General features: G+C 61.6%; 14 protein-coding genes. 2 read left to right on the top strand and 12 right to left on the bottom strand.

What is annotated here, in order from left to right; all coding sequences use genetic code 11:
* Positions 1 to 353: 353 nt before the first annotated feature.
* The 10 genes from VGK14_RS00495 to VGK14_RS00450 all read right to left on the bottom strand — a co-directional run bounded on the left by VGK14_RS00495 (position 354) and on the right by VGK14_RS00450 (position 10,795).
* Positions 354 to 1,625 (bottom strand): 6-phosphofructokinase, encoded by a 1,272-nt coding sequence (locus VGK14_RS00495; RefSeq protein ID WP_331506930.1) that lies wholly within the window; start codon positions 1,623 to 1,625, stop codon positions 354 to 356.
* A gap of 53 nt (positions 1,626 to 1,678) precedes the next feature.
* Entirely contained in the window at positions 1,679 to 2,458 is a 780-nt protein-coding gene (gene kdsB / locus VGK14_RS00490; protein ID WP_331506929.1) for a 3-deoxy-manno-octulosonate cytidylyltransferase, read from the bottom strand.
* A gap of 2 nt (positions 2,459 to 2,460) precedes the next feature.
* Positions 2,461 to 2,640, bottom strand: a complete 180-nt coding sequence (locus tag VGK14_RS00485) for a Trm112 family protein (RefSeq protein WP_331506928.1) — start codon at positions 2,638 to 2,640, stop codon at positions 2,461 to 2,463.
* Complete coding sequence (gene lpxK / locus VGK14_RS00480) at positions 2,621 to 3,649, bottom strand: tetraacyldisaccharide 4'-kinase (protein WP_331506927.1); 1,029 nt, start codon at positions 3,647 to 3,649, stop codon at positions 2,621 to 2,623. Before lpxK ends, VGK14_RS00485 begins: the two co-directional genes overlap by 20 nt.
* Positions 3,618 to 5,345: a lipid A export permease/ATP-binding protein MsbA gene (msbA, locus tag VGK14_RS00475; RefSeq protein WP_331506926.1), complete on the bottom strand. Its 1,728-nt coding sequence runs from the start codon at positions 5,343 to 5,345 to the stop codon at positions 3,618 to 3,620. Before msbA ends, lpxK begins: the two co-directional genes overlap by 32 nt.
* A gap of 107 nt (positions 5,346 to 5,452) precedes the next feature.
* A complete protein-coding gene (locus VGK14_RS00470; protein WP_331506925.1) occupies positions 5,453 to 5,872 on the bottom strand; it encodes a biopolymer transporter ExbD in 420 nt (139 codons plus the stop codon).
* A complete protein-coding gene (locus VGK14_RS00465) occupies positions 5,872 to 6,477 on the bottom strand; it encodes a MotA/TolQ/ExbB proton channel family protein (RefSeq protein WP_331506924.1) in 606 nt (201 codons plus the stop codon). The genes VGK14_RS00470 and VGK14_RS00465 overlap by 1 nt, the downstream gene beginning before the upstream one ends.
* Positions 6,478 to 6,514: 37 nt before the next feature.
* Positions 6,515 to 8,875: a DNA internalization-related competence protein ComEC/Rec2 gene (locus VGK14_RS00460; RefSeq protein WP_331506923.1), complete on the bottom strand. Its 2,361-nt coding sequence runs from the start codon at positions 8,873 to 8,875 to the stop codon at positions 6,515 to 6,517.
* A 5-nt stretch (positions 8,876 to 8,880) separates the two neighbouring features.
* Positions 8,881 to 9,549 carry a lipoprotein-releasing ABC transporter ATP-binding protein LolD gene (gene lolD / locus VGK14_RS00455; protein ID WP_331506922.1) on the bottom strand — a complete coding sequence of 223 codons (669 nt, stop codon included), beginning with the start codon at positions 9,547 to 9,549 and terminating at the stop codon, positions 8,881 to 8,883.
* On the bottom strand, positions 9,542 to 10,795 hold the full coding sequence (locus VGK14_RS00450; protein WP_331506921.1) for a lipoprotein-releasing ABC transporter permease subunit: 1,254 nt from the start codon (positions 10,793 to 10,795) through the stop codon (positions 9,542 to 9,544). Before VGK14_RS00450 ends, lolD begins: the two co-directional genes overlap by 8 nt.
* A 239-nt stretch (positions 10,796 to 11,034) precedes the next feature.
* Here VGK14_RS00450 and aroC point away from each other — a divergent pair, with 239 nt between their 5' ends.
* Together aroC and VGK14_RS00440 are read left to right on the top strand one after the other, a co-directional pair.
* On the top strand, positions 11,035 to 12,138 hold the full coding sequence (gene aroC / locus VGK14_RS00445) for a chorismate synthase (RefSeq protein ID WP_331506920.1): 1,104 nt from the start codon (positions 11,035 to 11,037) through the stop codon (positions 12,136 to 12,138).
* Between the two features lie 56 nt (positions 12,139 to 12,194).
* Positions 12,195 to 13,337, top strand: coding sequence for an MFS transporter (locus VGK14_RS00440; protein WP_331506919.1), 1,143 nt, complete (start codon positions 12,195 to 12,197; stop codon positions 13,335 to 13,337).
* Between the two features lie 46 nt (positions 13,338 to 13,383).
* Here VGK14_RS00440 and VGK14_RS00435 read toward each other — a convergent pair whose 3' ends face one another.
* A complete protein-coding gene (locus VGK14_RS00435) occupies positions 13,384 to 13,770 on the bottom strand; it encodes a hypothetical protein (RefSeq protein ID WP_331506918.1) in 387 nt (128 codons plus the stop codon).
* A gap of 315 nt (positions 13,771 to 14,085) precedes the next feature.
* Positions 14,086 to 14,338, bottom strand: a 253-nt coding sequence (locus tag VGK14_RS00430; RefSeq protein WP_331506917.1) for a GTP cyclohydrolase, FolE2/MptA family, incomplete at its 5' end; no start/stop codon positions are given.

The raw sequence follows: 14,338 nt of genomic DNA, 5'->3' as shown, positions 1-14,338 counted from the left end.
CTAATTTACTTTTGATACTCGCGGTTAAACGAGCATCCAATCGCTTGGCTTAAAACTTCAAATGAATCTAGGTTTGCACCTATTTCCATTCTTTAGATGTAAGCACTTGTATTTCGAGATTTCGACGCCCCGATCCGAAGACCGGGGCCAGTCGACTTCCCGCCTACAAACACCCACACCTGTCGGTTGTCTGGTTGTTAAAGAGCTTTGCCGCCGTAGCAGCGAGCCGCGCATTATACAGAGCTTGCGCGGCCGGTCAAGGTGTTCGTGACGCTTTTATTTCACACCTCAACTTCAAACGAGCCGCGCATTATATAGATCCTGCGCAGATGGTCAAGGCGTTTATGAAGCTTTTATTTCAACACCTCGAACTCAGCGGATAATTTCTTCTGCACCGCCTCGTTTTTCAACCGAATGTATCTCGGAAGCCCGTCATTATAGGGCGGATAGTCCTCTCCGGCAATAAGGGGCCGCAAATATTTGCGGCATGCCGCGGTAATGCCGAAGCCGTCCTTGCTGATAAAGCTACGCGGCATCTTTTTTTCAATATTGGCGACATCCTTCAGCGGCGCGACGCCGACCTTCCATTTATACGGGCTATCGGACTTGCGCAGGATAGCCGGCATGACGGCGTTCTCGCCCTTGATCGCCAGTTCCACGGCGGCTTTCCCGAGCGCGTAGGCGTGTTCGACATCGGTTTTGGAAGCAATATGCCGCGCAGCGCGTTGCAGGTAATCCGCCACCGCCCAATGGAATCGATACCCCAGCGCATCCTTGATCATATTGGCGACCAATGGCGCCACGCCGCCCAGCTGGGCGTGTCCGAAAGCGTCCTTGATGCCTGATTCGGCAAGAAATTTGCCGTCGGCGGTCTTCACCCCCTCGGACACCACTACCGAGCAGTAGCCGTGCTTTTTCACCATCGCATCGACCTTGGAGAGGAACTTCTCCCGGTTGAAAACGACTTCCGGGAACAGAATCACGATGGGCAGCTCACAGTCCTTGCTCGAAGCCAGCCCGCCGGCAGCCGCGATCCACCCGGCGTGGCGCCCCATCACCTCCATGACGAATACCTTGGTCGAAGTCTTGGCCATCGAAGCCACGTCGAAACTGGCCTCGCGCACCGAAACCGCGATGTATTTGGCGGCGGAGCCGAAACCCGGGCAGCAGTCGGTGATCGGCAAATCGTTGTCCACGGTCTTGGGCACGTGTATCGCCTGGATGGGGTAACCCATGGTGTCGGACAATTGCGAAATCTTGAGACAGGTATCGGCGGAATCGCCACCGCCGTTGTAGAAGAAATAGCCGATGTCGTGCGCCTTGAACACCTCGATCAGGCGCTCGTATTCGGCGCGATTTTCTTCCAGTCCCTTGAGCTTGTAGCGACAGGAGCCGAACGCGCCGGACGGCGTATGGCGCAACGCGGCGATGGCTTTATCTGATTCCTGGCTGGTATCGATCAGATCCTCGGTCAGCGCGCCGACGATGCCGTTGCGGCCGGCATAGACCTTGCCGATCTTGCCCTTGTGCCTGCGCGCGGTTTCGATGACGCCACAGGCGGAGGCGTTGATGACGGCGGTCACACCGCCCGACTGTGCGTAAAAAGCGTTTTTGGGTTTAGCCATGGCAGATCTCCTGAAGAATTCCGGATCATACGCCAGCTTACTCCAAAACCATTTCAGGCCAGAAGGGGTCGGCAGCTGGAAAACAGCTGGCGCACACGCCGCAAATCATCCGCCGTATCCACGCCGGCAGCAGGCGCATGGGAGGTGACGAGGACGCTGATTTTATAGCCGTGCCACAACGCCCTTAACTGCTCGAGCGCCTCGAACTGTTCGATAGGTGCAGGCTTCAGGCCGGCGTAGGCTTTGAGGAAATCGACCCGATAGGCGTAGATGCCGATATGACGGTTGACGGGCAAGCCGCCAGGCAATGTACCGCCGGCTGCCGCGAAAGCATCGCGCGCCCAGGGAATCGGCGCCCGGCTAAAGTACAGTGCATGGCCGTGACAGTCGGCCACCACCTTGACCACATTGGGATTGAGCATCTCGGCCTTGTCCGCAATCGCGTGGCAAGCCGTCGCAATGGCGGCATCGGGGTGGCCGGCAAGATTATCGGCCACTTCGCGGATCAGTGCCGGCTCGATCAACGGTTCGTCGCCCTGCACGTTGACGACGATTTCCGTCGGCGTCCAGCCTTTTGCTGCTGCCACTTCGGCTATGCGGTCGGTCCCCGAGGGATGGTCGGCGCGAGTCATGATCGCTTCGAGACCATGCGCCCGCACCGCCAGGGCAACACCCTCATGATCCGTCGCCACCACGACCGATGCCGCACCGCTGGCCAACGCCCGCACCGCCACATGCACCACCATCGGCTTGCCGGCAATATCCAGCAGGGGCTTGCCAGGTAGGCGGGTGGAAGCGTACCGCGCAGGAATGACGACATGGAATGCCGTCACGCTTATACCTCTTCGCCCGGCGGCAGTTTGCGCGCTTCGTCTTCCAGCATTACCGGAATGCCGTCCCTGACCGGATAGGCCAGCCTGCAGGGTTTACAGATCAGTTCCTGTTCGGGCTTTTTATAGAGCAGCGGCCCCTTGCATAGCGGGCAGACCAGAATTTCAAGCAGTTTGGCGTCCATGATGTTTCCTTAGTTTTTCCAGCAGCCGGCTCCCCAGCGCGGCGTCCACTTCGGCGCTCACCGCAAGTACCCAGCAGTTGTCCGAAGCAAAAGCCGCGCATTTTACCGCGTCTTTTTCGGTCATCAGTATCGCGTCGGCATTGTCGAATTGCAAATCCTGCGGCCGGAAAGCGTGGTGATCGGGGAAGGGATGCCCGATCGCCGTTAATCCCAATTTGCGCAAGTGCGCGAAAAACCGCTGCGGATGTCCGATGCCGGCGATGGCATGCAGCCGTTTGCCGGCAAAATCGGGAGCGGTTGCGGTCTCTTCATTGTGCAACCGGCGGAAAATCGCACCGGACAGCCGCATCGCATATTCGCCGGCTGCAACAGCGCCATCGTTCACCACCACCGCATCCACCGATGCCAGGCGCGAGCGCGGCTCCCGCAGCGGGCCTGCGGGCAGCAGCAAAGCGTTGCCGAAACGCCGCTCGCCATCCACCACGGCAATTTCGGCGTCACGCCTTAATCGGTAATGCTGCAGGCCGTCGTCGCTGATCAGCACATCGCAATCGGGACGCGCGGCAAGCAGGGCGCGCGCGACTTCTACGCGCCTGACGCCGACCCATACCGGGCACTGTGCACGCCGGGCCAGCAGCACCGGTTCATCGCCGACCAGGGCGGGGTCGCTGGCGCCCGACACCGACTGCGGCCGCAGCGCACGGCCGCCATAGCCGCGACTGATAATGCCGGGACGATATCCCTGGCTGCGCAGAAACTCCGCCAGCCACAGCACCAGTGGCGTTTTGCCGGCACCGCCGACGGTCAGGTTGCCGACAACGATCACCGGCACCGACATGCCGTAGCTGCGCAGCAGGCCGACGCGATAGCACAGCCGCCGCGTTGCGCTCAACACGGCGAACGCCAGTGCTAAGGGAAGCAGCAGCACCTGCCATGGCGTGACGCCTTGCCATTGGCGTTGCAGCCAGGCGGCGAATTTAATGGAACTGGCGCCGGTAGAGTGCGGCATAGTGGCCATCCTGGGCCAGCAGTTCGGCGTGGGCGCCCATTTCCAGGATCCGGCCTTGTTCCATCACCAGGATACGGTCGGCATTTTCGATCGTGGACAGGCGGTGGGCGATGATCAGCGTGGTGCGATTCTGCATCAGGCAGTCAAGTGCTGCCTGCACATGTTTTTCGGATTCGGTATCGAGCGCCGAAGTGGCCTCGTCCAGCAGCAGGACGGGGGCATTTTTGAGTATCGCACGGGCAATCGCCAGCCGCTGGCGCTGGCCGCCGGAAAGCCGCACACCGCGGTCGCCGACTTCACTCTGCAACCCTTCGGGCAGCTGCTGGATGAATTCCCAGGCGTAGGCGGCTTCGGCAGCGGCGATGACTTCCGCCTCGCTGGCGCCGCGCAGGGCGCCGTAGGCAATATTGTTGAGCACGGTATCGTTGAACAGCGTGACATCCTGGCTGACCAGCGCAAATTGGGACCGCAGGCTGGCCAGCGTCAGTTCGCGCACGTTCACGCCATCGAGCAGAATTGCTCCCTGCTGCAGTTCATAAAACCGCGGCAACAGATTGACCAGAGAGGTCTTGCCCCCGCCGGAACGGCCGACCAGCGCGATTTTCTCACCGGGTTTTACTGTCAGGCTCACATCCAGCAAGGCATCGCGTTTGGCATTGTCGTAACGCAGTGTGACGTTGCGCAATTCGATTTCGCCGCCGGCGCGGCCAAGCAGGCCGGTGCCGGTATCGTTTTCCGGCGGGGTATCCATCAGCGAAAACACGCTCTGCGCCGCCGCCAGCCCCACCTGCAAGTCTTCATTCAGGCCGGTGAGGCTCTTGACTGGCGAGATCAGCATCAGCACCGCGCCGATGAAGGCGGCGAATTCGCCGGCGCTAAACTTGCCGACCGCATAGAACACGATCAGCGACAGCGCGGCGGCGGCGATCACCTCCACCACCATGCTGTTGATGCCGGAAATGCGCCCCAGGCGGATCTGCATGCGGCGATTGAGTCCGACCGCATCGGCAAAACGGCCGTATTCGTAATCGCCGCCGCCGAAAATCTTTACTACCCGGTTGCCGCTGACGGCTTCTTCGGAAATGCGCATCATGCTGCCCACCGACTCCTGCACGGTTTTGCCGGCGCCGCGCAGCAACGGCGTCATGCGGCGCAGATACAGCGCGATCAGCGGCGCCATCACCGCAAACACCATGGTCAACCGCCAGTCCAGGTACAGCATGTAACCGATCATGCCGAGTATGGTCAGGCTGTCGCGCACCAGCGTTACTGCGACGTTGGTCGAAACCTTGGTCATTTGCTCGGTATCGTAGGTAAGCTTGGCGGTGACTACGCCGGCGGAATGTGCGTCGAAAAAACTGACCGGCAACACCATCAGCTGATTGAACGCGTCGAGACGGATGCGCTCGACCACCCGCCGCGCCACCCAGCGCATGCTGAAGCTGGAAATAAAGCCTGCGAGCGCGCGCAATGTCAGTAATCCGAACAGTATCCACGGCAGCAGACTAAGCTTGGCCGGATCGCGCTGCACGAAACCCTGATCGGTAACCATCTTGATCGATGCCAGGAACCCGGTATTGGTAGCGGAAAAGATCGCCAGCGAAGCGATACTCAGCAGGAATACCGGCCAATGGCGCCATGCATAGCGCAACAGGCGGAGGTACAGGGTTTTTGCGTCAGATGTAATGGCGGACATAAGTGAGAAATTTACCACGGGGGCAACCAAACATCATGGATGTTCTGATCATCCGCCGGCATGGGAACACGGTTTTAAAGGCCGTCCCCGCGTTCGCCGTGGTTAACTCAAGAACCGGAACTTTGCGTGGCAAAGGTGATATGGGTGAGGCCGGCCTGGCGTGCCGCCTCCATGACGTTGATCACGGATTGGTGAGTGGTATGCGCGTCGGCGCTGATGATGACCGTAGGCTCCTTGCCGCTGCCGGCAGCCTTGCGCAATGCCAGCGTGAGCTTGTCCACAGTGCGCTCGGGCACGTCGGCATTATTGATTTCGGTACGTCCGTTGGCGTCGATGCCGACATTGATCAGCTGCGGCTTTTCCTGCTGCTGGTTGGCTTCGGCGGTGGGCAGGTTGATCTGCAGTTCGTTGATGCGGGAGAACGTCGCGCTTACCACCAGAAAAATGATGATCACCAGCAGCACGTCGATCAACGGCACCAGATTGATTTCGAGGTCTTCATGCCCCCGGCCGCGACGGAAATTCATTATTTGCGCTCGCCGTGAACGATTTCCACCAGCTTGATGGCTTCCTGTTCCATGTCGACGATCAAACTGTCGACTTTAGCCCGGAAATGGCGGTAGAAAATCATGCTGGGGACGGCGACGACGATGCCCATCGCGGTGTTGTACAGCGCCACGGAAATCCCGCGCGCGAACATTGCCACATCATGGCCGGTGGCGGTAAAAGCGCCGAACAGCTCCACCATGCCGATCACCGTGCCCAAGAGGCCGAGCAAAGGGCTCACGGTGGCGATCGTGCCCAGCGTGGTCAAATAGCGTTCCAGCTTATGCGCGACCGCGCGTCCGGTTTCCTCGATCGCCTCTTTCATCACTTCGCGCGAGGTATCCACGTTGCTCAGCGCACTGGCGAAAATCTCGCCCAGCGGAGAGTGATTTTCCAGTCGCACGCAGGCGTCCCTGGTCACCCCGCCCTGCTTCAACGTAGCCTGCACTTCAGGCAGCAGGGATTTGGGAGCCACCAATTCGGTGCGCAACGACCAGAACCGTTCGCCGATAATGGCCAGCGAAATGATGGAAGCAATAATCAACGGCCAGATCGGCCAACCGGCAGCTTGAATGAGTGTCCACATAGTATTAGGAAAGAAGTCCCGAAAAATTCGCGCTACTTTAACGCGCATCCTCGCTTTCGGCAAGCCAATAGCGGGGCCTGGCCCGGCGCCATGATCGGACGGCGATGCCGTCCGCGGCGAAATCCAGCTGCACCATCCCGTCCGCATCGGAACGGTACAGGCGGCCGCCCAGATCGCGATAGCGTTCCACCACCTCCGGCTTGGGATGGCCGAAACGATTGCGGTAGCCCATGGTGAAAATGGCGATCGAAGGATGCACCTGATGCAGAAAGTCTGCGGACGACGAAGTTTTGCTGCCGTGATGCGGCGCCACCAGCACGTCGGCCGCCAATGCCGACGGTTGCTGCGCCAGCAGTTCGGCTTCGGCATCGCGCTCGATATCGGCGGGAAGCAGCAGGCTGCCGTAGGCGCTCGTCACTTTCAGCACGCAGCTACGGAAGTTGTCCTTCAAGCCTGCGTTGCCATAACTGCCCCAGCCCGGATGCAGCATCTCGAAACGCACCCCGTCCCATTGCCAGGTCTGGCCGGCAAAACAGGGGCGCGGGCCGGGAGCCTCGTCCAGCAGTTCGTGCCCCGGCGGCAGCGAAGAAGCGAACCACCCGACCGGCACCGCGTCCAGCACCGATTGCGCCCCGCCGCTATGGTCAAGATCGTCGTGGCTGACGATCAATCCGTCCAGCCGGCCTATGCCCGCGCCGCGCAGGAAAGGCACGATGACCCAGCTGCCGCTGTCGGCATCGTCGCTGAAACGCGGGCCGGCATCGTACAGCAGCGCGTGGTGAGCAGTCTGCGCCACCACCGCCAGCCCCTGCCCGACATCCAGCACCGCGACCTTCAGCTCGCCCGGGGCGGGCAATGGCGGCAACAGCAGAAACATCGGCAGGCATGCCGGCAGACCCAGCCAGCGTGCCGGAAAACCGCGCGGTAACAGCAGCCACATCACGCCCAGCAGCGCCAGCGGCACCGTCCACGGCGGCGGCGCATGCTGCTGCCAGACCGCATCCGGCAACGCGCTCATCCATTGCAACAGATCCATGCACCACACCATCACCTGGTGCGCAGCCAGCAGGATGGCATCCACCGGAACAATCGCCCCCAGCAAGGCCAGCGGTACCACGACCAGGCTCACTATCGGAATCGCGAAGGCATTGGCCAGCGGCGAGACGATGGAAACCTGCTGGAACAGCGCCAGCAATAGCGGAATCAGCCCCAGCGTGACCGCCCACTGGGCATGCGCCGCCGCGCGCAGCCAGTGGGCACGCGCCAGGCGCCCGCTGCCGGCATACACCATGGCCGCCACTGCGCCGAACGATAACCAGAAGCCGGGCGCCAGCACCGCCCACGGATCGAGCAGCACGGTCACGAACAATGCCCAGCCCAGCACCAGCGATATCGGGATATCCCTGCCCCACCACAGCGCCGCCGCGACCACCGCCAGCATATAGACCGTGCGTTGCGTCGGCACCGCAAACCCGGCCAGCAGCGCGTAAACCAGCGCGGCCAGCACCCCGACCAGCGCCGCTGCCTTGCGCGCGGGCAGCCGCAGCGTAAGAAGCGGCACGCGGCGCCACAAGCCGTAGGTCAATGCGAAGAATAGCCCCGACACCATCGTCACATGCAGACCGGAAATACTCATCAGGTGGTTGACCCCGGTCCGCAGGAACACCTGCCAGTCCGCACGGGTGATGCCGCTTTCGTCGCCGATCGCCAATGCCCGCAATACGCCTTCATACGGCTGGCCGCCCAGCACGTCGCGGAAATGGTCGCGCACGCCCTCCCGAGTGCGCTCGACGACATAAGACGGGCGGTACACCATACCGCGCAGGCGTTGGGTGGTTGTGCTCTTGCGCAGATACCCGGTGGCGCGGATGTTGCGCTCCAGCGCCCAGGCCTCGAAATCGAAACCACTGGGGTTGTAGCTGCCGTGCGGGTGTTTGAGGCGCGCCGTGAGCCGCCAGCGTTCGCCGGGATGGAATTTACCGATGAAGTTTCCGGGAGATTTTTCGCGGAAGCCGGCGGCGTAATAAGCCAGAGAAATCCGCGCCGGAACATGCGCCTGCGGCGTCAGCACCTGCTCCACGTCGAACAGGAAACGTTCGCCGCGCTGCTGCGGGCGGGGCAGCTCGGCGACGACGCCGACCAGCTCGATATCCCGGCCTTCCCATGCCGACGGCAGTTCGTCGGCCAGCCGGTATCGGGCCAACGCCGCCGCCCACAAAAAACCGGCGGCCAATGCGCAGAAGATCAGCAGTGATCGGGAAAGAACAACGCGGCGCGGCAAAAAATATGCCGCTGCACAACACGGCAGCAACGGCAAACCCCACAGCACATTGGGCAGCGCCGGCTGTTGCTGGAGCAGCCACGCCCCGCCAACAAATGCCAGCAGGATGCTACGCATCGCTCCTACGACAAGCGGCCATCATCCAGATGCAGCGTGCGCCCCAGGCGCGCCGCCAGGCTGAGATCGTGCGTCACCACGACGAAGCCGGTGCCCAGATCACGATTGAGCTGCAGCATCAGGTCGAATACCGCGTCCGCGGTATGGCGGTCGAGGTTGCCGGTGGGCTCGTCGGCCAGCACGCACCGCGGCTGGGTAACCAGCGCCCGCGCCACCGCCGCGCGCTGGCGTTCGCCGCCGGAAAGCTCGCCCGGCGTGTGTTCCAGCCGGTGGCCCAGGCCGACGCGCTGCAGCATGTCGGCAGCCTGCTCAAGGGCTTCGTGCCGCGGCAGGCGGCGCACCAGCAGCGGCATCGCGACGTTTTCCAGCGCGGTGAACTCCGGCAGCAGATGATGGAACTGATAGATGAAGCCCAGCGCCTCATTGCGCAAGTCGCCGCGCTCAGCCTCGGTAAGCTCGGCCAAGCTTTTGCCCATCAGGTCGACTTCGCCCTGCGATGGCGTATCGAGGCCGCCCAGCAGGTGCAGTAAGGTGCTCTTGCCGGAACCCGAGGCGCCGACAATCGCGAGTTGTTCGCCATGCGCCACGCTAAGATCGATACCGCCCAGCACCGCGACTTCCAGCCCGGCATAGGTTTTGTGCAGGCCGCGGCAGGCGAGGATGGGATTATTCATAACGCAGCGCCTCCGCCGGATTGGTCTTGGCCGCGCGCCAGCTGGGGTACAGCGTCGCCAAGAGCGACAGCACCAGCGACACGCCGGTGATCGTCGCCACATCGCCCCACTGCAATTGCGACGGCAGGTCACTGATGTAGTACACATCCTTGGCCAGAAACTGCACGCCAAAAGTATGCTCGATCGCCGGCACCACCACATCGATATTGAGCGCCAGCACTACCCCGCCCAGCGCGCCGATGAGCGTGCCGATGCAGCCGATCAAGGCGCCCTGCACGATGAATATTTTCATGATGCTGCCGGGCGATGCGCCGAGAGTACGCAGGATGGCGATATCGGCGCGCTTGTCGGTGACCGCCATCACCAGCGTGGAAACGATGTTGAACGCCGCCACCGCAACGATCAAAGTCAGAATCACGAACATCACGCGCTTCTCCATCTGCACCGCGCGGAAGAAGTTGGCGTGCTGCTCGGTCCAGTCGCTGATGTAATAGGCCCCATGACCGGCCAGCTGTGCCGCCAGTTCGCGCGCAATGCGCGGCGCCTGGTAGAGGTCGGCGAGCTTGAGCCGCACGCCGGATACCTTGTCGCCCATGCGGTAAAGCTTGGCCGCGTCGTCCATGTGGATCAGCGCCAGCGTCGCGTCGTACTCGTACATGCCCACCTGGAAAATACCCACCACGCGGAATTGTTTGATGCGCGGCACCACCCCGGTCGGCGTGAACTGCCCCTGCGGCGCCATCACCACCACCTTGTCGCCCAGACTGGCGCCGATGGATTGGGCGAGTTCCGCCCCCAGCACGATGCCGAACTCGCCCGCCTTCAAATCGGAAAGCCTGCCCACTTTCATATGCGCGCCGAGCTCGGCCACCTTGTCTTCCTCGGCCGGCAGAATGCCGCGCACCATCGCCCCCTGCACCGCCTGATCCAGCGACAGCAGGCCCTGCGCCATGATGTAGGGTGCCGCCGCCCGCACCTGCGGCGAACCCTTGACGAAATTCACTACACCCTGCCAATCCGCCAGCGCATTGTTGCTGCCGCTGATCTGCAGATGCGAGGCTACGCCCAGAATACGCGTGCGCAGCTCGTTCTGAAAGCCGTTCATCACCGACAGCACCACGATCAGCGCCGCCACGCCCAACGCGATGCCGAGCATGGAGGTCATGGAAATGAAGGAGATGAAATGGTTGCGGCGTTTGGCGCGGGTATAGCGCAGGCCGATGAAGAGTTCGTAGGGGAAAGTCATGGGCGGTATTCTAGCGGGGAATTGGGATTACGGGCATGTCGAATGGCTGCCACGTCATTCCGGGCTTGATCCGGAATCTAGGAATTTAAAAGCTTAAAACCGTCGGTCTCGCTCCGACGGGCGAGTTACTTTCTTGCGGAATGACATGCCGGCCCCTCACCCCAGCCCTCTCCCACAAGGGGAGAGGGTGAAAATCTGTTAAAATCACCCTCAAATTCAACCTTCTGCGAGCTTGACCCATGTCCGGCAACACCCTTGGCACCCTGTTTACCGTCACCTCTTTCGGCGAATCCCACGGCCCGGCGATCGGCTGTGTGGTGGACGGTTGCCCGCCGGGGCTGGAACTGCGTGAAGCCGACATCCAGGCCGAACTCGACCGCCGCAAGCCTGGCACCTCGCGCCATGTCACACAGCGCCAGGAGCCGGATACCGTGGAGATTCTTTCCGGCGTGTTCGAGGGCAAGACCACCGGCACCCCCATCGCCCTGCTGATCCGCAACCATGACCAGCGTAGCCACGACTACGGCAACATCGCCAACACCTTCCGCCCGGGACATGCCGACTATACCTACACGCAGAAATACGGCTTCCGAGATTATCGCGGCGGCGGGCGGTCTTCGGCGCGCGAGACGGCGGTACGGGTGGCAGCGGGGGCGATTGCGAAGAAGTGGCTGAAGGAGCGCCATGGCATCGTCATCCGCGGCTGCATGAGCCAGCTGGGCGAGATCGCGGTTCCGTTTGAAAATTGGGAAGCCGTTGCGCAAAATGCGTTTTTTGCGCCCAACCTTGCCGCCGTGCCGCAACTGGAAGACTACCTCGACAAAATCCGCGCCGCGCGCGATTCGGTGGGGGCGAAGATTACCGTGGTAGCGGAGAACGTCCCGGTGGGCTGGGGCGAGCCGGTGTACGACAGGCTGGACGCCGAGCTGGCCTACGCGATGATGGGCATCAACGCCGCCAAGGGCGTGGAAATCGGCTCTGGCTTCGCTTCCGTCGCGCAAAAAGGCAGCGAGCATTGCGACGAAATGACGCCTGAGGGCTTCGTCACCAATAACGCCGGCGGCATCCTGGGCGGCATTTCCACCGGGCAGGATATCGTCGTGCATACCGCTTTCAAGCCGACCTCCAGCATTCCGCAGGAACGCCGCTCCATCGATACCTCCGGCAGCGCCATGCCGATGCAGACCACCGGCCGCCACGACCCGTGCGTGGGCGTGCGCGCGACGCCGATCTGCGAGGCAATGCTGGCATTGGTGCTGATCGACCATGCATTGCGCCACCGCGCCCAATGTGGCGATGTCGTGTGCGACACGCCCAGGATCGCGGGTTCACTGGACAAATAGAATAGCCATAGCGCAGGCGAGGCCGCCCGCGCTACAGGTTCGCGACCGTTCGATTTATGCATTCACTCCCCTACTGGCGGCTGTCCGGCTTCTATTTCGTCTATTTCGCCTTCGTCGGCGCCTTCGCGCCGTACTGGAGCCTGTATCTCAAATCGCTGGAATTCACCTCGTTTCAGATCGGCGTGCTGATGTCGCTGTTGCAGGTGGCGCGCATGGTTGCGCCCAACCTGTGGGGCTGGCTCGCGGACCACACCGGGCGCGGGGTGCGCATCGTGCAGGTCGCCGCAGGGATGAGCCTGCTGGCCTATCTCGGCGTGTTCGCCGGCGAAAGTTTCGGCTGGCTGTTTGCGGTGATGGCGCTGATGTGCGTGTTCTGGAGCGCTTCGCTGCCGCTGATGGAAGCGGTCACGCTCAGGCATCTGGGGGAGGGCACCGGGCATTACGGCCGCATCCGGGTGTGGGGATCGGTCGGATTTATCGTATCGGTGATCGGGCTGGGATATCTGCTGGATATCGCGCCCATCCGCGCACTGCTGTGGGTGGTGCTGGGCCTTAAAATCGGCGTACTGCTGTTCTCGCGCTGCATTCCCGAGCCGCACGTCATTCCCCACCACGGCGACCAGGCGCCGGTATGGGACATCATCAAGCGCCCCCATGTCGCCGCTTTTCTCGCTGCCGGATTCCTGATGGCCGCCGCGCATGGCGTGTATTACACCTTTTACTCGATTTACCTGGTCGACCTGGGTTACAGCAAGGGCGCGGTGGGCTGGCTGTGGTCGATCGGCGTGCTGTGCGAGATGGCGGTGTTCCTGTGGATGCCGAAACTGGTGGCAGCAAGCGGGCTGCGCAATATCCTGCTGGCGAGCTTTCTCCTCGCCACCCTGCGCTTTCTGTTGATCGGCTTCGGCGCGCAATGGCTGGCGGTGGTCGTGGTCGCCCAGATGCTGCACGCAGCCTCGTTCGGTTCCTACCACGCGGCTTCGGTCGCGGTGATCCACCGCTTTTTCGGCGGCCGCCACAACGCCAAGGGGCAGGCCATTTACACCAGCATTTCCTTCGGGCTGGGCGGTACGGCGGGCGGATTATGGAGCGGCTGGATGTGGGAGCCGGCGGGCCCGGCCCTCACCTTCGGCGTATCCTCGGTGGCGACCTTGCTTGGCTTCGCATTGCTGCTGTGGCGACTGCAACTGCGGGATTGAGACACGGCATGGCCGTGCTGCTTGCTTATGGCGTGCGTTCAATCCTTCAAGGGGCAGCGGCGACGGCCCGCAGTTTTTTCAACGACGCAGTCGGATATGCGCCGATGACGCGCGAAATCTCGTTGCCGCGGCGATCAAAGAAGATCAGCGCCGGCAAGGCGTCATCGACCAGCTTCAATTTCTTCAGCACGACATCGCGGTCCTCGGGTTTGAGCACCACCAGCAGCGGCGCATAGTCGTTGCTTTTCTGCACCTGGGCGGAAAGCAGCCAGGCCGTGTCGGCGGCAATATTGCCGCGTTCGGTGACGGCGACGATGACGCCTTTCTTGGCATCTGCGGCTTTCGCCAGAATATCTTCCTGCGGGCCTGCCATCACGTTGGCGTGTGCAATGCCTGAAATGGCCAAGGCTGAAATGATCATAGTGTGTTTCATGGTCATGCTCCTTCACAAAAAATCGATGGTTTCACTCCCCGGATAGTGTCATTGGCATGATTCATACCGACCCAAGCAGAAGATGCGCCAAGTGTGCACACCGGAGAAGAAAGCTCAATTAAATCAATGTGAATTTTTTATGATACCAACCGTGTCGGCGTTTGGAAAACTCAATTCATACCTGAGTGAAATGCACGGAATTAAGGCATGCCCGCCCCGAGGTGGGGCACGATGTACGGCGAAAACAACGGCTATTCCGGCAAAAAACAGGCAGCGCTATGGCTGCCTGTCAGGTGCGATTCAAGTATGGGTGAACTAATCGCGCCGCTTGTCGCGCTCGATCAGCGCGTAAGCCGAATGATTATGGATCGATTCGAAATTTTCCGATTCGACAATGTAAGCGTCGATGCGGTCTTCCACATTCAATTGCGCGGCGACATCGCGCACCATGTCCTCGACGAACTTGGGATTGTCGTACGCATGCTCGGTCACGAACTTTTCGTCCGGGCGCTTGAGCAGGCCGTACAGCTGGCACGACGCCTGTTCCTCCACCACGGCAATCAGGTCT

The organism is Novimethylophilus sp. (assembly GCF_036504375.1).
GTDB lineage: Bacteria > Pseudomonadota > Gammaproteobacteria > Burkholderiales > Methylophilaceae > Novimethylophilus.
This window is presented reverse-complemented; position numbering and strand designations above follow the sequence as displayed.